The sequence below is a fragment of the Stenotrophomonas sp. TWI700 genome (genome assembly GCF_039673645.1).
GTDB lineage: Bacteria > Pseudomonadota > Gammaproteobacteria > Xanthomonadales > Xanthomonadaceae > Stenotrophomonas > Stenotrophomonas maltophilia_AA.
In genome coordinates this window covers 1-23,635 of the sequence record NZ_JBDJMB010000018.1, presented here as the reverse complement: position 1 = coordinate 23,635, position 23,635 = coordinate 1, and the positions used below count along the sequence as shown (strand labels likewise).

Genomic DNA, 23,635 nt, shown 5'->3' with positions numbered 1-23,635 from the left:
CCTTTGCCAGGCAGGGACCCGGTCATGCCGGGCGTTGGGAGTTACTTGATGAAGCTGTATTGCAGGCTGCCCTGCAGCCGCACGGTGTCGCCGCGCTGTCCGCCCTGCTGCTCCAGCTGCCCATAGAGCAGTTCCATGCCCATCGTCCAGGACGGGGCCGGGCTCCACAGCAGGTTGAAGACGCCGTAGCGGCTCTGGCGGAAGGCGTCGGCGGCCAGCGCATCGTTGCGCGCGCTGGTGAGTTGTCCGTAGATCAGGTTCGAGCGCCACAGCGGCGACCAGTAATGCGTGTACCCGACGAAGCCGCCATACAGCGACAGCGCCTGCAGGCGACCATCGGCGGTCACCACCGCATCCATGCCCGACCCGGTCAGGTCGGCCGTATAGCGCGCCAGCCCTTTGCCACCGAGCATGCCGAACAACAGCAGGTCCTGGTCGCCTACGGCCGCAGAGCCGCTGAGCTGCAGGCCACCGGCAAATCGCCGGCCATCGCCGGCATCGCCGTCGTAGCCCAGGCTGCGCGCGACACCGCCCAGCTGCAGATGGCCCCAGTCGCGCTCCATGCGGGCGGTGACGGTGACATCGGGGAGCTGGTCGACCGACATGATCCCCTCGGCGGGGTTGCTCAACTGGGTATCCGGATCCTCGGCCGCCACGGTGAGCGTGTTGCCCTTGCCCATCGCGAAGCTGTGGTGGATGCCGGCCACCAGCAGGTAGCCCGCGCCGCCCGGACCGGCGAAATCCAGGGTGTCGGGCAGGCTGTCGGCATCCATGAAGCTGGAATAGCCGTAGCCGGCATAGGTGTTGCCGAGCTGGCCGTACGCGTGGCGCAGGCGGAACTGATAGCTGTCGCTGCTGCCGAAGAAGTCGTTCTCCAGGTAGAAGCGCAGGTTGCCGTGCGTGGTCGGGCGCCGCGCTTCGAAGCTGAAGCGGGTCTGCTTGGCATGCAGCGTGAAGTTGGACACATCCCGGTGCGCACTGCCGACCGGAATGGACGAGGTGATGAACTGCTCCTGGTCACCGGCCGCACGGGAATCGGCGATCGCATCGAGCTTGGCGTAGCCGCCGATACGGATCAGGGTGTCGGTGTTGGGAATCGCGAAGAAGCCTTTCAGCTCGGGATCGGTCGGGCCGGCGGCGCTGTCCGGGCGGGACGCGGCGGTGGACGGATCGGAAACGGAATCACGTTGCGGGAGGATGGCCTGGCCCATGCCCGGCACCTGGGCCTGGGCGGTCAGCGGGGCCGGTGACGGCAAGGGCGCGGCCGTCGTGCCCGGCGAAGGAATCGCCGTGGCCACTGGCGAGGCGGGAGGAGGCCTCCCGGACTCGATCGCTTCCAGGCGTTTCTCCATCTGTTCCAGGGTCTGCCGCAGCGTCTGGATGTCCTGCCGCAACGCCGCGGCCGAATCCTGCGCGTACACCGGCGCCGCAGCCATCGCTGCCACGCATGCGACCGTCAACACAGCCAAGCGCATCACATCCTCCTTGAAACGCACACAGTCCCGCGCGTCCGCAGCGGCAGACGTCCAGGACGCCGCAGGCCACGGGCGCACAGCCCGGCACTGCACGGCGCGCGACCACCGCGCCCGCACGGGATCCCCTCATCCCTGATGACCAACGCGCTCACGCGTGCCGACCAACACCTTGAGTAACAATCGCAAAGTGAGAATGTCGTGAACGTTGTCAGGCCGTTTTCTGACCGGGGGGCCACGCATCCGATGCGTGCGGGGAAATCCATGGGAGAGCGCATGGAGCCCAGCGTAGCGATCCAGGCGATTCCGGCCTTGATCGAAATCAAGCCGGACGCATCGGCCCAGACGGAGGTGCACCGCTGCAGCGCGAAGCCGAAACGAAACGCGCCGGGCATGGCCCGGCGCGAGGTGTGGCGTGTAACGGGGCGCGTTGGCTCAGCGCGGGCCGAGCACCACGGTCATGTCGTCGCCCTGCGGCATGCCGGAGCGGCGTTGCACCATGCCCTGTGCATCCTTGAACAGAATGCCCGGCGTGCCCTGGAAGCCAAGCTCGATCATCAGCACCTGGTTCGCATCCAGCTTGTTGGCGACCTCCGCGGTCAGCGATGCCGCCGGCTTGATACCGCCGCGATCGAACAGTCGTTCGTTCTCCAGCAGCGCGGCACTGGGATTGGGCGCGGTGAGAATCGCGGCCGCCTTGGCCGGGCTGTCTTCGCGGATGACGCCGACCATCACGTGGCGCAACTGGACTTTGCCGGCATCCACCCACGGTCGTGCTGCTTCCCAGAAGCGATGGCAGTACGGGCAGTTCGCATCGCTGAAGGTGTAGACCACGCGCGGCGCATCGGCACGGCCATCGCGCACCCAGGCGCTCTCGTCGAGCTTCTTCCAGCTGCGCTCGGACATCGGCTTGGCCACCAGCTTCTCCAGCGGCCCTGCACCCACGTCTTCGCCATTGGCATCGAACAGACTGCCGACGACCACGTGCTTTCCATCCGCAGTGACGTACGCCGCCGCGGGTTGCTGCCCGCCGACCACGCCGGCGAAACCGCGCAGGCCACCGGGCGCATCAAACTCGCCGATCACTTCGAAACCATGCTTCTCGATGCCCTTCAGTACCGCCGGACGATCTCCACCGGACTTGGCCGGGGCGGCCTCACCGGCCTTCGGCGTCTGCGCCTGGCTGCACCCGGCCAGGGCCATCAGCAGCGACACGGCAAGCACGGTGCCCAGCGGGCGCGAGGACTTCAATTTCATGGTGACTCCTGGATTCAATAAACATGACAACGCGACCCCGGTTACAGGCTGTCGAGCTTGGATTGCAGGCCAGCGGCACTGAGTTCACCCAGGTGTATTTCCCGCAGCCGGCCCTGCGCATCGAAGAACAGGGTAGTCGGATAGGCGTGCACCTGCAGCCGCTCGGCGGTGAGTGCGTCCTCGTCGAGCAGCACATTGGCCAGCGTCAACCGCTCGGCGGCCAGGAAACCCTCGACCTCATCACGGGTTTCGCCCTGATTGACGAACAGGAAGCGGATATCCGGATGGCGCTGCTGCGCGCGGGCCAGCACCGGCATCTCGCGACGACAGGGGCCGCACCAGCTCGCCCAGAGATTGACCACCACCGGCTTGCCCTGCGTGTCGGACAACGCGGTTGGCGCGCCCTCCAGCGAGGTCAGGGTGATGGCCGGCAGCGTCACCCGCGATTGCTGCAGCCAGCCAGCGCCGCTGGACAGCAGCGCCCAACCGAGCACTCCAGCCAGGGCACCGGCCCATACCGGCCGACGCAACGAAGGCCATCGGCGCAGGCGCCAAGCGCCCCACCCCAGCCCAGCCACCAGGGCCGGCCACAGCAGGAAGCCGCCATCGCCGATGCGCAGGACGCCCCAGGGATCCTGCGCATAATCGCGCACATGCCAGAGCACGAAGGCGGCGCGACCGGCCAGCAGCCCCAGCAGCAGCATGTCCACCACCACCGATCGCGGCCGCGGTGCGCCCTCGATCGCCGGTGTACGCACCACGCTGGCCACGAGCATCGCAATGCCGACGGCCACCAACACCCACACGACCGCAAGCGGTACCGGGCCTACACTGCTGATCATTGATTCTCTCCGCCATCGCTCGGGTCTGCCTCGCTGCGACGGCTGTTGCTTCGGGCCCGCCGGCATGGTCCCAGCAAGGCGTCAATGGAGCAAGCGTGCCGGTGGTGCGCGATTCAGGCCACCGAGTGCACCGACTCGACCATCCGACCGACCGCTCGCGGGGCCACCCGCTCACGCAGTTGCGCGGCCACCTGACGCCGATAGCGTGCCGGGGTCAGCCCGACGATGCGCAGGAACAACCGTCGGAACGCGCTCTGGTCCGAATACCCCACCAACGAGGCCACCTGGTCGACCACGCCACCGGCCTGCAGCAGCAACTGTGCCTTGGCGATGCGCAGGCGCTGGCAATACTCGATCGGCCGCATCCCGGTGGCTTTCAGGAAACGGCGCTGCAACGTGCGCGGCTCCAGGCCCGCCTGCATGCAGATGTCCTCCAGCCCGACCCCGCGGGCGGCGATGCCGTGCAGCCAACGCTGCGCCTTGAGGATGCATCGGTCACCGTGCGCGAAGTTCGGGCTGAAGCGCTCCAGGTCGTCCAGTTCGGTACGCGGGATCACCAGTTGCAGCTGTTGGATCACGGTGTTCATCACGCTCTGCCCATAGATGCGCGCCAGCAGCCGCAGGCTCAGGTACTTCCAGGCGTCCTGGCCGGCGGCGGTCAGCAGATCGCCGTCATCAACCAGGGTGCGCTCGCTGGGCAACCAGCTGGGCACCATCATGCGCAGCGGCGGGCACCGCGCGGGATCGGGCACGCTGACCGAGCGCCCGGCCAGCACACCCGACGCTGCCAGCAGCAGCCCGCCCTCGTCGCAGCCGGCCAGCAGGCTGCAGCTATCGTGGCATTCCCGCAGCCAGGCCAGCAGGCGTTCGTCGGGCGGCGGCATGGTCCAGCTCGATTCGCTACCGGGCACGACGATGATGGCCGGCAGCGCATCGCCGAACAACTCCGTTCCGGCAACGCGCTGCATACCGCGTGCGGACAGCGTCCACCGCGTCACCAGCATGCGTGCGCCGGTGCGGCGGCCGGCGGCAACCGTCCGGTTGCAGCGCTGCGCCAGCTCGGAGAGGACCGGCGCGGCAGCGCGCAGGCTGCCGGGGAATTCCACCACCGCGACTTCCATCAGGGCCGGCTTGTCCGGCCGGCGGTCCGGCTGCAGCGTGTTGCGGGGTGCGTCCATGGCCATTCTCCTGGAACAGTGCCTGCCGGCGCAGGGCCGGGCAGAACGGGTCGATACATAAGATGGCCTGAGGCTACGGACGTCCGGGGAGGAGGACCATGCAACTAGTTGCAAATTTCACATCGGCTGAACTTCCAGTGGGGTTTGAGCAAGCTTGACCCTGGAGAGCACTCCAAGCTTCAGAATGGGCTCGTCATCCACGAGGTGCTCATGAACATTGGACAGCTCGCGCGCCTGGCCGGCGTGCCCATCGACACGGTGCGTTACTACGAGCGGCAACAGCTGCTGCCGACCGCCCGACGCAGCGCCGGCGGCTACCGCGTCTTCAGCGAGTCCGACCTGACCCGGCTGCAGTTCATCCGCCGCGCCAAGACACTCGGCTTCAGCCTGGACGAGATCGCCAACCTGCTTGGCTTCAGCGATCAGCGCGGTCGGGACATGGCGCAGATCCGCGACAGCGCGGTGAACAAACTCACCGATATCGAGCAGCGCATCGGCGAGCTGCAACGCATGCACGGTGCGCTCAAGCAACTGGTCGATGCCTGCCCCGGTCACGGGGATCAGGAACGGTGCCCGATCCTGACGGCGTTGACCGACACACGCCTATGAAACCACTCACGCTCCAGTGCAGCGCATGTGCCGCGACGATGGTGACGCCACGCACACGGTGTGAAGCTCCGCGATGGATACGACGGTTGCCGCCGGCGTGCTGTATCCACTGGGCATCGTGATGTCGCCGCTCTTGGCGTCGATGGCGATGAGCCTGAGTTCGGGTCGGTGATCGGCAATGCACTGCGACTGCGCCATCAACGACTGCCTGGCGAACAAGCACGCGTGCCTGACGAAATTTCTTCACATTTTCCTTGCCAATCCAAAACGTCGTCGCTATGATTTCGCTCCTCACGACGTGGGGCCATAGCTCAGCTGGGAGAGCGCCTGCATGGCATGCAGGAGGTCGGCGGTTCGATCCCGCCTGGCTCCACCAATCCGATCATTAGGCCGATCAGATTGCAGTGACAAAATTTGAAGTTTTCGTGCGTCCCCATCGTCTAGAGGCCTAGGACATCACCCTTTCACGGTGGCGACCGGGGTTCGAATCCCCGTGGGGACGCCAGTTTCAAGCAGACAGCCCTGACCTCGGTCGGGGCTTTTTGTTTGTGGCGTGCCGTTCAATGGCACGGCACGTGCGATCTGTTTTCCGGCATCGATGGTCGAGTGGCTGCGTACATTCTTTCTTCGGTGTTTCAGAAAAAAGACTTGGCGAACGCTTCACGGCCGCGTAGAATTCCGCCTCCAGCATCGTGGGGCCATAGCTCAGCTGGGAGAGCGCCTGCATGGCATGCAGGAGGTCGGCGGTTCGATCCCGCCTGGCTCCACCACTCCGGACATTAGGCCGTCCGGGTGTGCTGAACAATTTGATGAGATTCATGCGTCCCCATCGTCTAGAGGCCTAGGACATCACCCTTTCACGGTGGCGACCGGGGTTCGAATCCCCGTGGGGACGCCACTCATCAGAAGAACACCGAGGCCCGGCATGCCGGGTCTTTTTGTTCACCGCTTACTGCGGTTGCGTTGCGGATGTCCCGAAAGGCTTCCACAAACGTGAACAGGCAGATATACTAGGCGGCTCGCGGTACAACGTGGGGCCATAGCTCAGCTGGGAGAGCGCCTGCATGGCATGCAGGAGGTCGGCGGTTCGATCCCGCCTGGCTCCACCACTTCTCCGGACACTGGCCGTCCGACAGAAGCCAAAATTCGGTTTAACGCGTCCCCATCGTCTAGAGGCCTAGGACATCACCCTTTCACGGTGGCGACCGGGGTTCGAATCCCCGTGGGGACGCCAGCTTCAAACAAGCAGCCCTGACTTCGGTCGGGGCTTTTTGTTTGACACCCCCTTCCCATCCGGCAAAACCGCCGCTATGATAGGCGGCTCGCAGCCCAACTGTGGGGCCATAGCTCAGCTGGGAGAGCGCCTGCATGGCATGCAGGAGGTCGGCGGTTCGATCCCGCCTGGCTCCACCACTTCTCCGGACACAGGCCGTCCGATGGAAGCCAAAAATTCGGTTTAACGCGTCCCCATCGTCTAGAGGCCTAGGACATCACCCTTTCACGGTGGCGACCGGGGTTCGAATCCCCGTGGGGACGCCAGCTTCAAACAAACAGCCCTGACTTCGGTCGGGGCTGTTTGTTTATGGGCCTACACCACCACCTTCGCCATGCCCACCGAACGCGGCGCGGTCAAGGCGAAGCCGAACTGCGCATACAGCCGATGCGCCTCCCCATCGGCGATCAGGCTCACGTAGGCACCGACGGCATTCGCGCGCAGCCAGCCATCCAGCTGCTGCATCACGGCCTTGCCCAGGCCCTGCCCCTGGCGGTCCGGCACCACCGCGATATCCACCACCTGCAGGAAGCAGCCACCGTCGCCGATGATCCGACCCATGGCCAGCAGCCGGTCGCCTTCGCGCAGGCTCACGCCGAACACCGTATTGGGCAGGCCACGCGCCGCCGCCTCGGCCGATTTCGGGCTCAGGCCGGCCAGCACCCGCAGCGCGCGGTACTCCTCCACGCTGGGCGGTAACGGAATGCAGTGAACACCGACGGGCAGCGACATGACGCGGATCCAGCACTGAATGGACGCTCAGCGTGCCCGAACGGATTCGCAGGATGTGCGACCCATGGGCCTATCCTGTCCCCCTGCCCACCCTGCTCTCCCGCCATGTGCTATTCCGCCCAGATCCGCGCCGACTACACCAAGCTGGTCCGTGAGTACGGCGCCATGATGTCGCTGGACGAGTTCGCCCAGCTCTATGCCCACGATGCCGGCAAGCAGCGCCCGAAGACCCCCAGGGCGATGGACGACGGCTTTGCCGGCGCGCGCACCGCGCAGGGCCAGGAGATCGTGGCGCGGATCCAGCAATGGCATGCCGAGGAAATGCAGGCACTGGAGGAGGAAGTGCGCCTGCAGGGCGCGCGCTTGAAAGCGGCCGAGGAACAACTGGCTACGCGCCCCACGCAGAAGGCGCGCACCGAAGTGCGCGTGGCCGGCAACCGCATCGAGCGCGCGCAGACGCGCCTGTCCGATCTGCAGCGCGCGGGCCTGGTGCCGCGCGACAGCCGCATTTTCCCGGGGGTCTACGCGCCGGTGATCGTGTCCGAGCACGGGCAGCGCGTGATCAAGCCGATGCGATACCAGTGCCGGCTGCCGGACAAGCCCGCGCGCAACGACGTGCTCTATCCCGGCACGTACAACGCACGCCGGGACAGCCTGGAGGCGTACTGGACATCCGCGTTCGGCCATCGGCACGGCGTGGTGGTGGTGCAGTCGTTCTACGAGCACGTTCCACAGCACGCGTTGGAGCAGCGCCCGCTCTCGCCCGGCGAGAAAGCCGAGAACGTCGTCCTGGAGTTCAGCCCGCAGCCACTGCGCGATCTGCTGATCGCGTGCCTGTGGTCGGAATGGGAAGGACCGGAAGGTCGCCTGCTGTCGTTCGCCGCGATCACCGATGATCCGCCTGCTGATGTAGCGCGGACCGGCCATGACCGCTGCATCGTCCCGATCCGGCGCGAACATCTGGATGCGTGGCTGAATCCGGACCCGCAGGATCTGGCCGCGCTGTACCGGATCCTGGACGACCGCGAACCGGTCGCCCTGGCACACGCCGAAGCAGCCTGAGGTCGCCGCTCAGCCGGCGACGGAGTCGCCCACCCGGGCACGCCCCAGCGCGGTGTTCAGGTCGGCCGTCAGGTACGGCTTGGTCAGGATGACACCCGGCCGGAATGCCTCGGGCAGATGCTCGGTCGCCATGCCGGTCGCCAGCACGAAGGGGATCTGGCGCGCCACCAGGGCAGCGGCCACCGCTTCGCTGGTCTCGTTGTTGGCCAAGCGGTAATCCAGCAGCACCACCTGTGGCTCGGTTTCGGCGAGCAGGCGCAGCGCCTCGGCGACCGAGGCCGCCAGTCCCACCACCACGGCGCCGGACTGCGCCAGCTGCATCTGCAGCAGGGCCGCACTCATTTCGTCGTTCTCGACCACCAGCACCCGAAAATCCTGCAGCGCGCTCATGACGACTCCCTGTATGGTTCAGCGCGATGAGTATAGCGTCCTGTGTAGGTGAAACCCTGACAGGAACTTAAGCATTCAGGTCTGCACAAATGTCGACATCTTGTATACACTACGCGGCCAGCCAGCCGAAGTGGCGGAATCGGTAGACGCAGCGGACTCAAAATCCGCCGCCCTTAAAAGCGTGTGGGTTCGAGTCCCACCTTCGGCACCATGGAAAACCAGAACGCCCCGATCGACGGATCCGGGGCGTTTTTTTGTGCGCGGCGGGTTCGCCTGCCTGCTGGCCTCCTTGCCCAAGTCCCAACATGGGACTAAGCTGCGCAGATGCGAATCCTAGCAAAGCCTGTACTTGAGCGATTCTGGGCCAAGCACCCTGCAGCGGAGCAATCTCTCAGAGCCTGGTACGACGAGGCGAAGAACGCTGAGTGGCGTACGCCGCAGGACATCCGGAATCACTATGCGACGGCCAGTTTCGTGGCGAACAATCGCGTCGTCTTCAACATCAAAGGCAATGACTACCGCCTCGTGGTGGCAATCGCCTATCAATACCAGGCGGTCTACATCAAATTCATCGGAACGCATGCCCAATACGATGCAATCGATGTGACTACGGTGGAGTGCACCCCATGAACATCCGTCCCATCCGCAATGAAGACGACTATCAGCTCGCTCTCAAGGCTGTGTCGCACTACTTCGACCACCCTCCCGAGGTCGGCACCCCCGAAGGCGATGAGTTCGACGTCCTGATCACCCTGATCGAGTCCTACGAGAGCAAGCACCACGCGATTGCCCCTCCCGACCCGATCGAGGCGATCAAGTTCCGCATGGAGCAATCCGGATTGACCGCCAAGGATCTGGTGCCCAGCATCGGCCAGCCCAATCGTGTTTACGAGGTGCTCAACGGCAAGCGTGCGTTGACGTTGAACATGATCCGCAACCTGCACCGGAATCTGGGTATTCCGGTGGAAAGCCTGGTCGGGCTCTAAGCGGCCAAGAAGGCCGGACCGCTCCGGTCCGGCCTTCTCATATCGGGTGCAGTAAGACCCGCTCAGACCAGCCGAAGCGTCGGATGTGCGCCGTTGAGCGCATTCGCCGCAGCCGGCCGCGCCGCACCCACCGCCCCCGTCACCCGGAACGCCGCCACCGTCTGCAGCAGCTGGGTCGACTGCTCTTCCATGCTGCGCGCGGCCGCCGAGGCCTCTTCGACCAGCGCGGCATTCTGCTGGGTGCTCTCGTCGATATGCTCGACCACCTGGTTGATCTGCTCGATGCCTTCGCTCTGCTGCTGGGCCGCGGCGCTGATGTCGGCCATGAGATCGCTCACGCGCTTCACGCTGACCACGATCTCGTCCATGGTGCGCCCCGCGCTCTCGACCTGGCGCGTGCCTGCCCCGACCTTCTCGACCGAGTCGCCGATCAGCTGCTTTATCTCCTTGGCGGCCTCGGCCGAACGCTGCGACAGCGAGCGGATCTCCGAGGCGACCACGGCAAAACCGCGTCCATGCTCGCCCGCGCGGGCGGCCTCCACCGCCGCGTTTAGCGCCAGGATATTGGTCTGGAACGCGATGCCGTCGATCACCCCGATGATGTCGACGATGCGGCGCGAGGAATCGTTGATCAGCGACATGGTCGAGACCACCTCGTGCACCACCTGCCCACCCTGCGCGGCCACCTCCACCGCGCCGCCGGCCAGTTGATTGGCCTGGCGGGCATTGTCGGCGGTGCGACGCACCGTGGCGGTCAGGCCTTTCATCGAGACCGCGGTTTCCTCCAGCGAGGCGGCCTGCTGTTCGGTTCGCACGGACAGGTCGCTGTTGCCTTCGGCGATCTCGCTGGCACCCACCGCGATGGTGTCGGCGGCCAGCTTGATCTGGGCGATGATCCCGGCCATCGCCTCCACCAGCGCATTGATGCCCTGGCACAGCTCGGCGATCGGGCCGGACTTGTCCTCGGTGGCGATATGGCCGGTCAGGTCGCCGGCCTGCGCCGCGGCGACGACCTCGCGCGTCTGGGCGACGGCCTGCTGCAGCGCCAGGGTGTCACGCACCTGCGCGGTGATGTCGGTGGCGTACTTGACGACCTTGAACGGGCGTCCGTTCATATCGTAGATCGGGTTGTACGAGGCCTGGATCCAGACCTCACGCCCGCCTTTGCCCAGCCGCTTGTACTGGCCGGCATCGTACTCGCCGCGGCCGAGCTTGGCCCAGAACGCACGGTACTCCGCACTCTGCCGATAGTCGGGCTCGGCGAACATCGCATGATGCTGCCCGCGCACCTCGTCCAGTGCATATCCCATCGCGGCGAGGAAATTCTCGTTGGCGGCCAGGATGCGGCCCTCCAGGTCGAACTCGATCACGGCCTGCGATTTGTTGATCGCCGCCAGCTGGCCGGCGAAATCGGCGGCCTGGAATTTCTGCGCGGTGATGTCGGTGGCGAACTTCACCACCTTGTAGGGCCGCCCGTGGCTGTCGAAGACCGGGTTGTAGGACGCCTGGATCCAGATTTCGCGGCCGCCCTTTCCGAGCCGCCGATACTGGCCCGCCTCGAACTCACCGCGGCCCAGGTTGGCCCAGAAGTCCCGGTATTCCCTGCTCTGCGCATACCCGGCATCGACGAACATGGCGTGGTGCTTGCCCTGGATCTCCTCGAGGGTATAGCCCAGCGTCTGCAGGAAATTGTCGTTGGCGTGCACGATGGTGCCGTCGAGATGGAACTCGATCACCGCCTGCACCCGGTGCAGCGCCTTGACTTGGTCTTCCAGCTCGGCCTGCCGCTGCAGCGCAGCAGATGCCGCAGCGCCATGGGCGGCGCGACGGGAAACGAACAATGCGGTGAGCGAACGCCACAACGAGCCTGCATCGGCGTCGCTGTCACGACCTGGCACATGCGTGTGCAAGCCTGAAGTAATCATCTTTAGACCTCGGTGTCCGGTTAGCGAATAGGTCAGCGCCGGGCGGTGGCCCGGTGGCGGTATTCCGTCGGCTGGGACTCACGAAGATCGTCAGTGGGAATGACGTCGCTTCGATGGACTGCAAACACCGGGCAGGCCGGTGAACATGAACCATTTAAAGAAGGTGTACGGCCAGGTATCCACGTGAGCAGACAGGCAGCAACTGCGAGTCATATAACGGCGCGTCTTCTGAAAGCTTTAGGGCCATCATCGTCGCGCCGTGGCGCAGGCTGGGCCGGGGTCTACTCGCCGCTTTCGCTGGCATCGAGCGCGTCCAGCGGGTCGATCGCACCGAGCGCCTGGGCTTCCACCTGCACGTTGTCGCGCCCCAACGCCTTGGCCCGGTAGCACTGCGCATCCGCCGCCGCCACCGCGTCATCCACGCTCATGCCGCCGAACAGCGGCGCGATACCGATGCTCGCGCCCACGCTCAGCCGACGCTGGTCCCACGGGATGGACAACCCGCGCATCGCCTCGAGCAGGTCGCTGGCGATGCGGCGGGCACGCTTGAGCGAACAGCCGGCCAGGATCACCGCGAACTCATCGCCCCCCAGCCGCGCCACGATGTCCGAATCCCGCACCCCGTGCCGCAATACGCTGGCCACGGCCCACAGCACCGCATCGCCGGCCAGATGGCCATGGGTGTCGTTGACCGGTTTGAAGTGGTCCAGGTCGATGTACATCAACGAGGCCGACTGGCCGGTCCGGGCCACGCGGGTGATGGCCTGCTGCAGGTGCGCCTCGAATCCGCGCCGGTTGCTCAGCTCGGTCAGCGGGTCGATCTCGGCCAGGTGCCGGGCCTCGCGCTGGCGCGCGCGCTGCTGGGTGACGTCACGGATCACCCAGACCGCGCCGCTGGTCAGCCCGTCCTCATCGCGCAGCCAGGCACGGGTCAGGTCGACCGGCAGCAGGTGGGTTCCCACCGCGAGCAGCAGGTCCGAATGCAGGTCGACCGCATTGCTGTCCGGGTCGAGCAGCACCGCCACGTCCAACGGCGAGCGCGGCGCGTACTCGGTGGTGAGTTCCACCACCTCCTGCAGCTGGCTCCCGGCCAGTGCCTCGGCGCCCTCGCCCGCCAGCGCGCGGGTGGCCGCTGCGTTGGCGTACTGGATGCCACCGTGCAGGTCCAGGGTCAGCACCATGTCGGCCACCGCATCCAGCGTGACCCGGGTGCGCTGCTCGGATTCGCGCAGCTGCTGGCCGCTGAGCCGTTGCGCGGTCACGTCCTGGATCTGGGAGACGAAATGCAGTGGCTCGCCATTTTCCGTGCGGACCAGCGAGACCGACAGCCGCCCCCAGACCAGGTTGCCCGCCTTGCCCAGGTAGCGCTTCTCCATGTGGTAATGCTCACGGCGGCCGGCCAGCAGATCGCCGAGCAGGGCGAGGTCGGTATGCAGGTCGTCCGGATGCGTCAGTGTCTGGAAATCGATCAGCAACAGCTCGGCGCGGGTGTAGCCGAGGATGCCGCACAGCGAGTCGTTGACGTCCAGCCAGCGCCCTTCCAGCGACACCAGGGCCATGCCCAGCGCTGCGGACGAGAACGCCCCGGCGAATTTCTTCGAGGCCAGGAACGCCTGCTCGCGGACCTGCAGCAGCGGGGTCAGGTCGACCGCCATGCCCACGTAGCCGATCCGGTTGCCGCCGGCGCAGTCCAGCGGACTGATCGACAGGCGCACCTGGCGGCGCTCGCCGTCCTTGCGCAGGAACGTCCACTGATGCGACCAGGTGCCCTGCGCCGCCCGCGCGCTCAACGCCTCGAACACGGTCGGCAGGCGCCCGTCCGCCCCCATCTGGGGCTGCAGGTAGGCACGCATCTCCTCCGGGTCATGGAACAGGCCCGGGTTGACCCGTCCGATCACTTCATCGGGGCGGTAGCCGAGCAGTTTCTGCGCACCGGTGTTGAACAGATTGACCACCCCGTCGATGTCGGTGGCGATCACCGCCACCTCGTCGGAGGCATCGACCACCGCCTGCAGGCGCTGGCGCATGTTCGCCGCATCCTGCCGGGCCTCCTGCAGCTCGGTGACGTCGGCATGCGCGCCGGCCATCCATAGCGGCCGGCCCTGTGCATCGCGTTCGTAGACGCGGCCACGGTCCTGCACCCAGATCCAGTGGCCCTGCTTGTGCCGCATCCGGCACAGGCTGTCGTAGCGCGGCGAGCGCCCCGCCATGTGCTCCTCGAGCAACGCGTTGGACTGGGCCAGGTCGTCGGGATGCACCAGCCGGAAGAAGGTCTCCGGCGTGATCGGCGCCAGTTCCTCGCGGGTGTAGCCCACGATCTCCGCCCAGCGTTCGTTGACCCGCATCTGGTTACCGGGGATGTCCCAGTCCCAGGTGCCCGCCGCGGTGCCCTCGATGATCATCTCCAGCCGGTGGCGCTGTTCGGCCATCTCGCGCAGCGCGGCGCCAGCGCCGTGATCGGCGCTGCGGCCCGCCCGGTCGCCCGGTCCTGCCTGGTCGTCTGTCATCTGGGCTCCCCGCCGTCCACCTACCCTACGGGCATTGAACGCGAAGTGTGCGTAAAGCCGGGCGAAACCAGAAGTGCCCCCGCCCATCGGCAGGGACCAGAAACGCCAAGGGCCGCCCGAAGGCGGCCCCTGGCAGGCAGCGGGGAGGCGCTCAGCCGCCGCGCTTGGCCCGGGCGAAGGCGTCGGCCAGCGCATTGTTGGCCGGCGGCGCGGCACTGCCCGGACGCGGCCCGGAGGGGGTGCCACGGCCGCCATTGCGCGGACCGTTGCCTGCCCCACCCTCCCGGCGACCCCCACCGGCCGGGCGCGCATCGCGCTCGCCGGGTGCCTTGGCCGGGGCCGGAGTGTCGTCCAGGCGGCGGGTCAGCGCGATGCGCTTGCGCGCCACGTCGACCTCCAGCACCTTCACCTTGACGATGTCACCGGCCTTGACCACGTCGCGCGGGTCCTTGACGTAGGTGTCCGACAAGGCGGAGATGTGGATCAGGCCGTCCTGATGGACGCCGATGTCCACGAAGGCACCGAACGCGGCCACGTTGCTGACCACGCCCTCCAGGATCATCCCGACCTTGAGGTCCTTCAGTTCTTCGACACCGTCAGCGAAGCGCGCGGCCTTGAACTCGGGGCGCGGATCGCGCCCGGGCTTTTCCAGTTCCTTGAGGATGTCGCGCACGGTCGGCACACCGAAGGTTTCGTCGGTGAACTGCTCGGCTTTGAGCCCACGCAGGAAGCTGCCGTCGCCGATCAGCGCCTTGATCGGGCGTGCGGTGGCGGCCACGATGCGCTCCACCACCGGGTAGGCTTCCGGGTGCACCGAGGAGGCATCCAGCGGCTGGTCGCCATCGGCGATGCGCAGGAAGCCGGCGCACTGCTCGAAGGTCTTCTCGCCCAGGCGCGGCACCTTGAGCAGGTCCTTGCGGCGCTTGAACGGACCGTTGTCGTCGCGGTGGCGCACGATGTTCTCGGCGACGGTGGACGACAGCCCCGACACGCGCGAGAGCAGCGCGGCCGAGGCGGTATTGACGTGCACGCCGACCGCGTTGACGCAGTCTTCCACGCGCGCATCCAGCGCGCGCGCCAGCCGGTACTGGTCCACGTCGTGCTGGTACTGGCCCACGCCGATCGCCTTCGGATCGATCTTGACCAGTTCGGCCAGCGGGTCCTGCAGGCGGCGGGCGATCGACACCGCGCCACGGATGGACACGTCCAGGTTCGGGAATTCCTTGGCCGCGAATTCCGAGGCCGAGTACACCGAGGCACCGGCCTCGCTGACCACGATCTTCTGCAGCTTGGTGTCACCCAGCGCCTTGATCACCTCACCGGCCAGCTTGTCGGTTTCGCGGCTGGCGGTGCCGTTGCCGATCGCGATCAGGTCCACGTTGTGCTGCACGCACAACTGCTTGATCGCGTGCAGCGACTGGTCCCACTGGCGGCGCGGTTCGTGCGGGTAGATGGTGTCGGTGGCCACCAGCTTGCCGGTGGCATCGACCACGGCGATCTTGCAGCCGGTACGGATGCCCGGGTCCAGGCCGAGCACGGCCTTGGGGCCGGCTGGGGCGGACAGCAGCAGGTCCTTGAGGTTGTCGCCGAACACCGCGATCGCCTCGGCCTCGGCCTTCTCGCGGGCCTGGTTGAACAGGTCCAGCAGCAGGTGCATGTGCAGCTTGGCGCGCCAGGTCAGGCGGCAGGCGTCCAGCAACCAGCGGTCGCCGGGGCGGCCGGCGTCGCGGATGCCGGCGTTGTGCGCGACACGGCCTTCGGCGTACAGATTGCCGGCCTCCGCATCGCTGCCCGGGTCCAGCTCCAGGAACAGGATTTCCTCGCGCCGCGCACGGAACAGCGCCAGCAGCCGGTGCGACGGAATCTTTGCCAGCGACTCCGAATGCTCGAAGTAATCGCGGTACTTGGCGCCCTGCTCTTCCTTGCCCTCGGCGACACGTGCGCGGATCACGCCGTTCTCGCCCAGCCAGGTGCGCAGCTCGCCGACCAGCGCGGCATCTTCGCCCCAGCGCTCCATCAGGATCGCACGGGCGCCTTCCAGGGCCGCCTTGACGTCGGCCACGCCCTTGTCGCCATCGACAAAGGTCGCGCCGAACACCTGCGGGTCCAGGCCGGGATCGGCCAGCAGCCCATCGGCCAGCGGCTCCAGGCCGGCTTCGCGCGCGATCTGCGCACGGGTGCGGCGCTTGGGCTTGTAGGGCAGGTACAGATCTTCCAGGCGCGACTTGGTGTCCGCGCCGAGGATCTCGTTGCGCAGCTCGTCGCTGAGCTTGCCTTGTTCGTCGATGCTGGAGAGCACCGCGGCGCGGCGGTCTTCCAGCTCGCGCAGGTAGGTCAGGCGCGTTTCGAGGTTGCGCAGCTGGGTATCGTCCAGGCCGCCGGTGACTTCCTTGCGGTAGCGGGCGATGAACGGAACGCTGGCGCCTTCGTCCAACAAGGCGATGGCGGCGAGGGCCTGGGCGGTCTGGGCACCGATCTCATCGGCGATGGTCTGGGCGATCTGCTGCGCGAGCTTGATGTCAGGCATTGCTTCCGGCCGGAGCCGCTTTGCGGAAAGAACCCATTCTGGCAATGCCGGGCGGCGGGGGAAAGCCGTTGACAGGCCGGGCCGAACCTGTCGCCCCGTGGCGATGACCACACGAGGGGTCCTGCGTTCACGCCGGCATCCTGCGTGGGGCTGGGATGCCGGCGCGGGCGCCCGCGACAACCGGGCACCTCCGCGGTGTGGCTCGCTTACCGGTAATGCACTGCAGCACGCTGATGGACGATGTCGTCGCGCATCGACTCCAACGCCATCACCCGCACCCTGCCCACACCCTGCAGTTCCATGAACCGCTCGGTGTAGATCTCCGGGCCCAGCTCGGTATCGGCCTGGGACTTGCTGAAGCCATGGGGCACCAGGCCCTTGTCGCCATCCTTGCTACCACCGACATAAAGAACGATTGCCATGTGATGTATTCCTCCAGAAAAACGTTGTTGCTCATACAGCGAAGCAAGTTTACCCCGGCAAACCTGACTGATTCGTCATGCAGGCTAATAACGTTTTTTTGCATGCAGATGACGCCGCGTTGTCGACATCTTTCTTACATGGATTTAACGCGGAAATAACGGGGCCACCAGCCTCGCCCGTGCAGCGCGTACACATCGGCGGCCCGCTCGAACGGATTGCGTGCGCTCACGCCACCGCAGAGCAGATACACCGGCAGATACAACGGCCCCAGCACCAGATACTGGTAGACATGCGCACGCTCGTGGTCGTGCAGGCCGATCACCGGCTCGCTGGCGTAGCCCGCCTGGTGCGCGTAGGTGCGGCACGGCACGTCCAGTACCGGTCCGGTATGCAGGATGACGTTGCCAAGGGTGATCGCCCCACCCGGCCCCCACGGAAACTCGCGGAACACGATCGCGCAGTCGCGCGCGTTCCACGATGGCCGCGCACCGGCCAGCATCCCGGCGGTGCCGGCGGCCAGGCCGATCAGAGTGTTGGGTGACGTCCACAGCGCGCCCAGCCCCTGCAGGGAGCGCAGCAGCAGCGGCGACAGGCTCAATCGGCCTCGTTGGGGATCAACAGCCACAGGATCAGGTAGACCAGGATGCCCGGGAAGGCGGCCGAGCCGATCGAGATCAGCACGAACAGCACCCGCACCAGGGTGACGTTCCAGCCGTAGCGATGCGCGATGCCACCCATCACCCCGGCGATCATGCGGTCGTTGAGCGAACGGGACAGCGGGCGCGGCGGTGTGTTCATGCACGGGGTCTCGAGCCGGTAGGTGCCGACTCTAGCGCGAACCGTGTCTACGGGGTGCGTTGGCGCAGGGCCTTGAGTCGCGCCCCGAACCAGACCGCGGCGGTCTGCTCCGGCTGGCCCGGGCAGGCGATCCGGTACGGCTTGCCGCTCATGCTGCTCTGGCTGGCAGCCCGCTCGATGAACTGCTCGGCGGTGTCCACCTTGTCCTTCTTGAGCAGGTAGTCGTACTTGCGCTGCAGGTGGGCGCGCGCCTCGGGCGCGTCGTGCCAGCTGCCGTTGCGCTGGAAGCGGCAGCTGGAGCCATCCAGGGCGCCGATCAGGCCGGCGATCTCGCGGCGGGCGACCTCGTTCGGGGCGGCCTGGGCGGTAGCGATACCCGACAGACCCACGGCCAGCCAGAGAAGGGGATGAATGTTCATTGCGCGCGCTCGTTCAACCAGCCAGTGATGGTCGCCGGAACCTCGCGCTGCGCGCGCCCGGAAACGTAGATGCCGATATGGCCACCGCGGAAACTGCTCTCGGTGTAGTCCGTGCTGCCGATCCGGCCGCGCAGCGCGCGCGATGCATCCGGCGGGACCAGATGGTCCTGCTCCGCGTAGATGTTCAGTACCGGCAACGTGACCTGCTGGAGGTCGACCGTTTCTTCGCCGATGCGCACGCCGTCGTGCATCAGGCCATTGCCCTGGTAGAACTGCTTGATGAAGTCACGGAACGCCTCGCCGGCGAGATCGGGCGAGTCGAAAATCCACTTCTCCATGCGCAGGAAATCTTCCAGCGCGTCTTTGTCGTCGAGGATGTCGAGCAGGCCCACGTACTTCTGGACGTTGAGGCGGAACGGCTTGAGCATCAGGTAACTGGCATTCATCAGATCGGCCGGGATGTTGCCCAGCGTGTCCACCAGCAGGTCCACATCCACCTGCCGCGCCCAGTGCGAGAGCATGTTGTCCGGGGTGTGGAAATCAACGGGGGTGACCATGGTGATCAGGTTTGCCAGCTTGGCCTGGCGCAGCGCGGCATAGCACAGCGCGAACACGCCGCCCTGGCAGATGCCCAGCATATTGATCGGCTCGCCACCGTTGCGCGCCTGCAGGTGATCCACCGCGCCATCCGCGAAGCGCAGCAGGTAATCCTCCAGCGTCTGGTAGCGCTCGGAGCGGTCCGGATAGCCCCAGTCCAGCACATAGACATCGTGGCCGAGCGCCAGCAGTTTCTGCACCAGCGAGCGGTCAGTCTGCAGGTCGACCATGTACGGCCGGTTGACCAGCGCATAGACGATCAGCAGCGGCGTGCGGTGCACCGGCGGCTCGCTGCCGACGAAGCGGTACAGCGTGACCTTGCCGTCGCGCCAGATCTCTTCGCGGGTGGTCACGCCGTAATCGACATCGTCCACCGAAGGCAGCAGCTTCAGGCCATCCATCAGCTTGCGCTGCATGGCCAGGGTTTCCTGCAGCAGGTCTTCGGCGTTGAAGCCCAGGGGGCCTTTCATGCGCTGCGCTTCCGGGGCTTGGTGGTGGGCCTGGTGGTGGGCCTGGTGGCCTTGGCCGGCGTGGAAACGTTGCCTGCGCGTTTGCTCGCGGCGGCTGGCTTTACCGCGGGCCTGCTCGCCTTGGCCTTACTGGCAGGTGTCGCAGCCGCACGCGCTGCCGGAGGTGCCTTGCCCCGCTTCGGTGCTGCTTTGCCGGGCGCGGCCTTCTTCGCGCCTGCCTTCTTCGCGTCTCCCGGCTGGGTGGCTGACCCGGCATCAGTGCCCGCCGCACCGGCACCGCTGGCCATGCGCCGCACCAACCGCTCCAGCTCGGCGATCCGGCGATGCGCCGCATCCATCTCCGTGCGCGTCGGCAGCCCGAAGCTCTCGGTCAGCCGTTCGATTTCCTGCTGGGTGGCCGCGCGCAGCCGCATCTGGGCGTTGCCCAGCGAGGCATAGACCGTCTGGAACGGCTGGGACAGCGCGACCTTGGCATACGCCTCTTCGGCCGCGTCGATCCACAGATCGAACATCGCCCGCGCACTGGTCAGCTGGTTGCCCGGCTGTTCGTGCTCGGCCAGGCGCTGCTCGAACAGGGTGAACGCATCGTCCAGCGCCTGTTTGATCTGCTCCACGTAATCGCGCGAGTGCGCCTGATACTCCTGCTGCGCACGCAGCAGTGCCTGCCAGCGGGCCTGATGCTCGCGACCGGGACCGAACGCCGGGCTCTGCAGCCACGGGCCAAGCTGGCGCTGCAAGGTCTCCAGCAACTGGAGAAGGTCGGGCCCCTCGGCATGCGTGTGTCCGCGTGCGCCCTGCAGCATCCACTGCAGCAGTCCGTCGCCCTGCCCCAGCACGGCCGTGCGCCAGGCCTGCGCGACGTCGGCGCTGGTGGTGTCGCGGCCGGCGAACTGCGCGGCCACCTGCTGCATGGTGCCGTACCAGCCACCGGCCTGCTCACGGAAGCGATGCACGGCCTCGTCGGCCGGGCCGCTGGCGGCGTTGGGCATCATCTGCGCCCACCCGTCGATCGCCTGCTGCCAGTTGCCCTGGCCATCGGGCCCACCCGCATGGCCCGGCGCTGCCGCAGCGTGCCGCAGGGCATCGCCCCACGCACTGAAATACTGCCGCGCCAAGGCCTCTACATCGCCTGCGCCGCTGCCGCTGCCCGCCGTGGTCATGACCGCCCTCCCGTCTCGGGAAACGATGATAGCAATGCCGCGCCGCGCCGCCTCACGGCTTGGGGATGCGCAGGGTCTTGCTGATCATCAGCGAGCCGGACAGCGCGAACAGCAGCACCAGCGGGTGCAGCTGCCACGGGCCGAGCTGCCACTGGCCCAGCCACAAGTCCGCGCCGGTCGCGCCCACGCTCGCCGCTACGGCCAGCACCACCACCAGCGCCAGGCTGGTCGGAATCGGGGTGCCCTCGAAGTACGGCACCTTGTCGCCTTCACCGGCCAGCGCCTCGGCAGTCACGTTGTAGCGCGCCAGGCGGCTGACGCCGCAGCAGACGAAATAGCTCAGCACCAGCCAGTCCCAGCCGCCCTGCATGCCGCAGGCGTAGGCCAGCGCCGCCGGGGCCACGCCGAAGGAAATGATGTCCGACAGCGAATCCAGCTCGCGGCCCAGCGTGGAGCTGGATTTGCGCCAGCGGGCGATGCGCCCGTCCAGTGCGTCGAAGATGAAGGCCAGCGGGATCAGCGCCATGCCGAACAGCAGGTAGCTGCGCTCGCCGTCCTGCAGGTAGCGCATGGCGGCGAAGACCGCGCCGGTGCCGCAGAACGCGTTGGCCAGGGTGAACCAGTCGGCCAGGTGGAACTCGCGCAACATCGAGAAATGACGTTTCATGGAAGATCGGGTGGCGGCAATCGCAAGAGAGTACCGCGAGCGGCCCGCACCCGGACACCCCACCCTACGCCACCGTACCCGGCCTTGCCGCGCCGTTCACGCGGGGACGACCTGCGGTGAATTTTTGACCACCCATCTTGACAGCGAGCGCCAGCGGGGGCCGGAGGCGCTTATCCACAAACTTGCCCACGAGTCATCCACACCCCCTGTGGACAACTCAGTCTCAATAGACGCGACCTTGGTGATTTGTTGATCACCGATCTTCATCGTGGCTGGCCGATCGATCTACACAGGCGCGCCCATCGGTGCCGCCGGTGGGCTAAGCTGGTGGATGGACTCCGCCGCCGCCAGGTCCTGCCGCCCACCGACAGGAGTCTTGCGCGTGCTTTCCCTCGACCATCTGGCCGCCCAGTTGCGCCACCCGCACGGTGAGCACGCGCTCGTCGTGGCCGAATCGATGAACCGCAGCAACGGCGACCTCAACCGCGCCGCGATCGCCCTGCTGGCGGTCACCGCGGGCGAGCAGGTGCTGGAGATCGGCCCGGGCAATGCGGCCTTCGCGCCCGATCTGCTGCGTGCCTCGGGCAGCCTCTACCTGGGGCTGGATGTCTCGGCCGCGATGGTCGACGCGGGCAACACGCTGCTGGCCGCGCGAGGGCTGCAGGATCGCGCCGAGGTCCGGCTCGGCGATGCCCAGACCCTGCCGCTGGACGCGGCCTGCATCGATGCGGCGCTGGCAGTGAACACCCTGTACTTCTGGGACGAACTGAAATTCCCGTTCGCCGAACTGGCCCGCGTGCTGCGCCCCGGTGGCCGGCTCTGCCTGGCCTTCGGCGATGCCGCCTTCATGCGCACCCTGCCGTTCACCGCGCATGGCTTCCACCTGCACGAACTGGCCGAGGTCGAGCAGGCCCTGCGCAGCGCTGGATTGACCGTACAGGGCTGGCGTGCCCATCACGAAACCGGGCGCAGCAACGACGGGCGCGAGGTCAGCAAGCATTTCCACCTGCTGCTCGCCCGCAGGTAATGCCGGCCACTGGCCGGCATTACCTGCGCATGCACCACCATTCATGGATTGCCGGCCAACGGCCGGCACTACAGCCGGGTGTAGCTCCAGGATTCCATGGCGCCATCGCGGTACGGCATCACGCCGTGGAAGGCGCGGGGCTCGTCGTCGAAGACCAGCGGCAGGAAGCTGCGATCGCCTTCCCACAGCGGCAGGCTGTCGATCCTGTCCACGTCCACCCATTCCAGGGTGCCCTCCGGATTGGAGGTCAGCGGCGTGCCGGTGAAGTCATCGATGACGAACACGAAACCGAACCAGTCCTCGCCATTCTTGCCGAAGCCCGGCCAGCTGATCGTGCCGCGCAGGCGCATGGTCCCGCACTCGATCCCGGCTTCTTCGCGGATCTCGCGGCGCATGCAGGCGGCGGCGTCTTCATCGCGCTCCATCTTGCCGCCCAGCCCGTTGTACTTGCCCAGGTGCAGGTCACCGGGGCGGGCGTTGCGGTGGATCATCAGCACTTGCTTGCCGTCGGCGGACAGCACGTAGCCCAGGGTGGCCACGATGGGGGTATAGGGCATTTCGCACAGGCTCGGGGGAACACAGACCCCCGATTATGCGTGATCCGCCAGGGGGCGGCTCAGGGCACCAGGGTGGTGCGACGGGCATCCGCCGGTGCCGCCACCGCGCCATCACGGCGCAGGGTCGCCACGCCGTGGCCGCGTTCGGCCAAGTATTCCAGCCATTTGCCGAGGAAGGTGTTCATCCGCATGCGGTGGCTGATCAGCTCGGCCGGCGGCGGGTACATGCCCATCACGTCCTGCCAGCGGCGGCCCACGTAGCAATGGGTGGTCTCGGCCTGGCGGGCGTCACGGTACAGGCGCACATAGGCCGACGGATCCGGCTGCCCGGTGACCGGGTCGGCGAAGTCGTAGGTCAGCCGCAGCTCGACCGTGTAACGGTGGCACTCGATCACGTCCAGGCGCACATCCAGCCCATCGCCGATCGAGGAGACATAGCTGCCGGGCACCAGCTCGGACGGCGCGAACAGACGCACCAGGTGCTGATAGTTCTCGGCGTAAAGCCCCATCAGCCAGCTCAGGCGGCTGAGCCGGGGAATGCGTTCGATACGGGGCGATGCCTGGGCCATGGGTCGATCCTACACGTTGATCTCCCAACGTGGGGGCGGCGGCAGCCCGGCCAAAGGGGCGGCCCGCCACCGGTTCACGGACGCGGGGTAGTGCCGGCCGCTGGCCGGCTCACTGCACATCCTGCGCTGTTGTAGTGCCGGCCGCTGGCCGGCTGCCCTGACAAACCGCTCCGTTCGAGACCTGGAGG

The 23,635-nt window shown here is 66.8% G+C and carries 23 protein-coding genes and 9 tRNA genes; 14 read left to right on the top strand and 18 right to left on the bottom strand.

Annotated features, from left to right (window positions below):
* Positions 1-41: 41 nt before the first annotated feature.
* The 4 genes from ABE473_RS13295 to ABE473_RS13280 form a co-directional block, all read right to left on the bottom strand.
* Positions 42-1,475: a DcaP family trimeric outer membrane transporter gene (locus ABE473_RS13295; RefSeq protein ID WP_346489785.1), complete on the bottom strand. Its 1,434-nt coding sequence runs from the start codon at positions 1,473-1,475 to the stop codon at positions 42-44.
* A 432-nt stretch (positions 1,476-1,907) separates the two neighbouring features.
* On the bottom strand, positions 1,908-2,729 hold the full coding sequence (gene dsbG / locus ABE473_RS13290; protein ID WP_346489784.1) for a thiol:disulfide interchange protein DsbG: 822 nt from the start codon (positions 2,727-2,729) through the stop codon (positions 1,908-1,910).
* A 41-nt stretch (positions 2,730-2,770) separates the two neighbouring features.
* Positions 2,771-3,571, bottom strand: coding sequence for a TlpA disulfide reductase family protein (locus ABE473_RS13285; RefSeq protein WP_346489783.1), 801 nt, complete (start codon positions 3,569-3,571; stop codon positions 2,771-2,773).
* Between the two features lie 113 nt (positions 3,572-3,684).
* The gene (locus ABE473_RS13280) at positions 3,685-4,749 is read right to left on the bottom strand and encodes a helix-turn-helix domain-containing protein (protein WP_346489782.1); all 1,065 of its coding nucleotides are present in this window, start codon (positions 4,747-4,749) and stop codon (positions 3,685-3,687) included.
* Between the two features lie 210 nt (positions 4,750-4,959).
* Between ABE473_RS13280 and ABE473_RS13275 the strand changes: the two genes are divergently transcribed.
* The 9 genes from ABE473_RS13275 to ABE473_RS13235 all read left to right on the top strand — a co-directional run bounded on the left by ABE473_RS13275 (position 4,960) and on the right by ABE473_RS13235 (position 6,897).
* Positions 4,960-5,358 (top strand): heavy metal-responsive transcriptional regulator, encoded by a 399-nt coding sequence (locus ABE473_RS13275; RefSeq protein ID WP_346477520.1) that lies wholly within the window; start codon positions 4,960-4,962, stop codon positions 5,356-5,358.
* A gap of 300 nt (positions 5,359-5,658) precedes the next feature.
* Positions 5,659-5,734: transfer RNA gene (locus ABE473_RS13270), tRNA-Ala, on the top strand.
* Positions 5,735-5,787: 53 nt separating this feature from the next.
* A tRNA-Glu gene (locus tag ABE473_RS13265) sits at positions 5,788-5,863 on the top strand.
* A gap of 189 nt (positions 5,864-6,052) precedes the next feature.
* Positions 6,053-6,128 (top strand) — tRNA-Ala (locus ABE473_RS13260).
* Positions 6,129-6,180: 52 nt separating this feature from the next.
* A tRNA-Glu gene (locus ABE473_RS13255) sits at positions 6,181-6,256 on the top strand.
* A 135-nt stretch (positions 6,257-6,391) separates the two neighbouring features.
* Positions 6,392-6,467 (top strand) — tRNA-Ala (locus ABE473_RS13250).
* 49 nt (positions 6,468-6,516) lie between these two features.
* Positions 6,517-6,592 (top strand) — tRNA-Glu (locus ABE473_RS13245).
* A gap of 103 nt (positions 6,593-6,695) precedes the next feature.
* Positions 6,696-6,771, top strand: a tRNA-Ala gene (locus ABE473_RS13240).
* A gap of 50 nt (positions 6,772-6,821) precedes the next feature.
* Positions 6,822-6,897 (top strand) — tRNA-Glu (locus tag ABE473_RS13235).
* 49 nt (positions 6,898-6,946) lie between these two features.
* Here ABE473_RS13235 and ABE473_RS13230 read toward each other — a convergent pair.
* Positions 6,947-7,363 (bottom strand): GNAT family N-acetyltransferase, encoded by a 417-nt coding sequence (locus ABE473_RS13230; protein WP_346489781.1) that lies wholly within the window; start codon positions 7,361-7,363, stop codon positions 6,947-6,949.
* A 105-nt stretch (positions 7,364-7,468) separates the two neighbouring features.
* On the opposite strand from ABE473_RS13230, the gene ABE473_RS13225 reads away from it, so the two are divergent.
* Positions 7,469-8,425, top strand: coding sequence for an SOS response-associated peptidase family protein (locus ABE473_RS13225; protein ID WP_346489780.1), 957 nt, complete (start codon positions 7,469-7,471; stop codon positions 8,423-8,425).
* 9 nt (positions 8,426-8,434) lie between these two features.
* Here ABE473_RS13225 and ABE473_RS13220 read toward each other — a convergent pair whose 3' ends face one another.
* Positions 8,435-8,815: a response regulator gene (locus tag ABE473_RS13220; protein WP_346489779.1), complete on the bottom strand. Its 381-nt coding sequence runs from the start codon at positions 8,813-8,815 to the stop codon at positions 8,435-8,437.
* 124 nt (positions 8,816-8,939) lie between these two features.
* Here ABE473_RS13220 and ABE473_RS13215 point away from each other — a divergent pair.
* The 3 genes from ABE473_RS13215 to ABE473_RS13205 all read left to right on the top strand — a co-directional run bounded on the left by ABE473_RS13215 (position 8,940) and on the right by ABE473_RS13205 (position 9,801).
* A tRNA-Leu gene (locus ABE473_RS13215) sits at positions 8,940-9,026 on the top strand.
* Between the two features lie 113 nt (positions 9,027-9,139).
* Positions 9,140-9,445 carry a type II toxin-antitoxin system HigB family toxin gene (locus tag ABE473_RS13210; protein WP_346489778.1) on the top strand — a complete coding sequence of 102 codons (306 nt, stop codon included), beginning with the start codon at positions 9,140-9,142 and terminating at the stop codon, positions 9,443-9,445.
* The gene (locus ABE473_RS13205) at positions 9,442-9,801 is read left to right on the top strand and encodes a transcriptional regulator (RefSeq protein ID WP_346477523.1); all 360 of its coding nucleotides are present in this window, start codon (positions 9,442-9,444) and stop codon (positions 9,799-9,801) included. The genes ABE473_RS13210 and ABE473_RS13205 overlap by 4 nt, the downstream gene beginning before the upstream one ends.
* Positions 9,802-9,863: 62 nt before the next feature.
* Here ABE473_RS13205 and ABE473_RS13200 read toward each other — a convergent pair whose 3' ends face one another.
* The 10 genes from ABE473_RS13200 to ABE473_RS13155 form a co-directional block, all read right to left on the bottom strand.
* Positions 9,864-11,726: a methyl-accepting chemotaxis protein gene (locus tag ABE473_RS13200; protein ID WP_346489777.1), complete on the bottom strand. Its 1,863-nt coding sequence runs from the start codon at positions 11,724-11,726 to the stop codon at positions 9,864-9,866.
* Positions 11,727-12,007: 281 nt separating this feature from the next.
* The gene (locus ABE473_RS13195) at positions 12,008-14,155 is read right to left on the bottom strand and encodes a PAS domain S-box protein (RefSeq protein ID WP_346489825.1); all 2,148 of its coding nucleotides are present in this window, start codon (positions 14,153-14,155) and stop codon (positions 12,008-12,010) included.
* 229 nt (positions 14,156-14,384) lie between these two features.
* Positions 14,385-16,760, bottom strand: coding sequence for a Tex family protein (locus ABE473_RS13190; RefSeq protein WP_346489776.1), 2,376 nt, complete (start codon positions 16,758-16,760; stop codon positions 14,385-14,387).
* Between the two features lie 206 nt (positions 16,761-16,966).
* Complete coding sequence (locus tag ABE473_RS13185) at positions 16,967-17,182, bottom strand: hypothetical protein (RefSeq protein ID WP_176988654.1); 216 nt, start codon at positions 17,180-17,182, stop codon at positions 16,967-16,969.
* Positions 17,183-17,316: 134 nt separating this feature from the next.
* On the bottom strand, positions 17,317-17,781 hold the full coding sequence (locus ABE473_RS13180) for a hypothetical protein (RefSeq protein WP_346489775.1): 465 nt from the start codon (positions 17,779-17,781) through the stop codon (positions 17,317-17,319).
* Entirely contained in the window at positions 17,778-17,981 is a 204-nt protein-coding gene (locus ABE473_RS13175) for a PspC domain-containing protein (RefSeq protein WP_123729552.1), read from the bottom strand. The genes ABE473_RS13180 and ABE473_RS13175 overlap by 4 nt, the downstream gene beginning before the upstream one ends.
* A 47-nt stretch (positions 17,982-18,028) precedes the next feature.
* Entirely contained in the window at positions 18,029-18,400 is a 372-nt protein-coding gene (locus ABE473_RS13170) for a YfeK family protein (protein ID WP_346489774.1), read from the bottom strand.
* Positions 18,397-19,467, bottom strand: coding sequence for a class III poly(R)-hydroxyalkanoic acid synthase subunit PhaC (locus ABE473_RS13165; protein WP_346489773.1), 1,071 nt, complete (start codon positions 19,465-19,467; stop codon positions 18,397-18,399). Before ABE473_RS13165 ends, ABE473_RS13170 begins: the two co-directional genes overlap by 4 nt.
* Entirely contained in the window at positions 19,464-20,627 is a 1,164-nt protein-coding gene (gene phaE / locus ABE473_RS13160; RefSeq protein WP_346489772.1) for a class III poly(R)-hydroxyalkanoic acid synthase subunit PhaE, read from the bottom strand. Before phaE ends, ABE473_RS13165 begins: the two co-directional genes overlap by 4 nt.
* A gap of 52 nt (positions 20,628-20,679) precedes the next feature.
* Entirely contained in the window at positions 20,680-21,294 is a 615-nt protein-coding gene (locus ABE473_RS13155; protein ID WP_070474651.1) for a CDP-alcohol phosphatidyltransferase family protein, read from the bottom strand.
* 376 nt (positions 21,295-21,670) lie between these two features.
* Here ABE473_RS13155 and ABE473_RS13150 point away from each other — a divergent pair, with 376 nt between their 5' ends.
* Positions 21,671-22,321, top strand: coding sequence for a class I SAM-dependent methyltransferase (locus tag ABE473_RS13150; protein ID WP_346489771.1), 651 nt, complete (start codon positions 21,671-21,673; stop codon positions 22,319-22,321).
* Between the two features lie 68 nt (positions 22,322-22,389).
* Here the strand turns inward: ABE473_RS13150 and ABE473_RS13145 are convergent, their stop codons facing one another.
* Together ABE473_RS13145 and ABE473_RS13140 are read right to left on the bottom strand one after the other, a co-directional pair.
* Positions 22,390-22,878 carry an 8-oxo-dGTP diphosphatase gene (locus ABE473_RS13145; protein WP_179458667.1) on the bottom strand — a complete coding sequence of 163 codons (489 nt, stop codon included), beginning with the start codon at positions 22,876-22,878 and terminating at the stop codon, positions 22,390-22,392.
* A 59-nt stretch (positions 22,879-22,937) separates the two neighbouring features.
* Complete coding sequence (locus ABE473_RS13140; protein ID WP_346489770.1) at positions 22,938-23,447, bottom strand: DUF1249 domain-containing protein; 510 nt, start codon at positions 23,445-23,447, stop codon at positions 22,938-22,940.
* Positions 23,448-23,635: the final 188 nt, after the last annotated feature.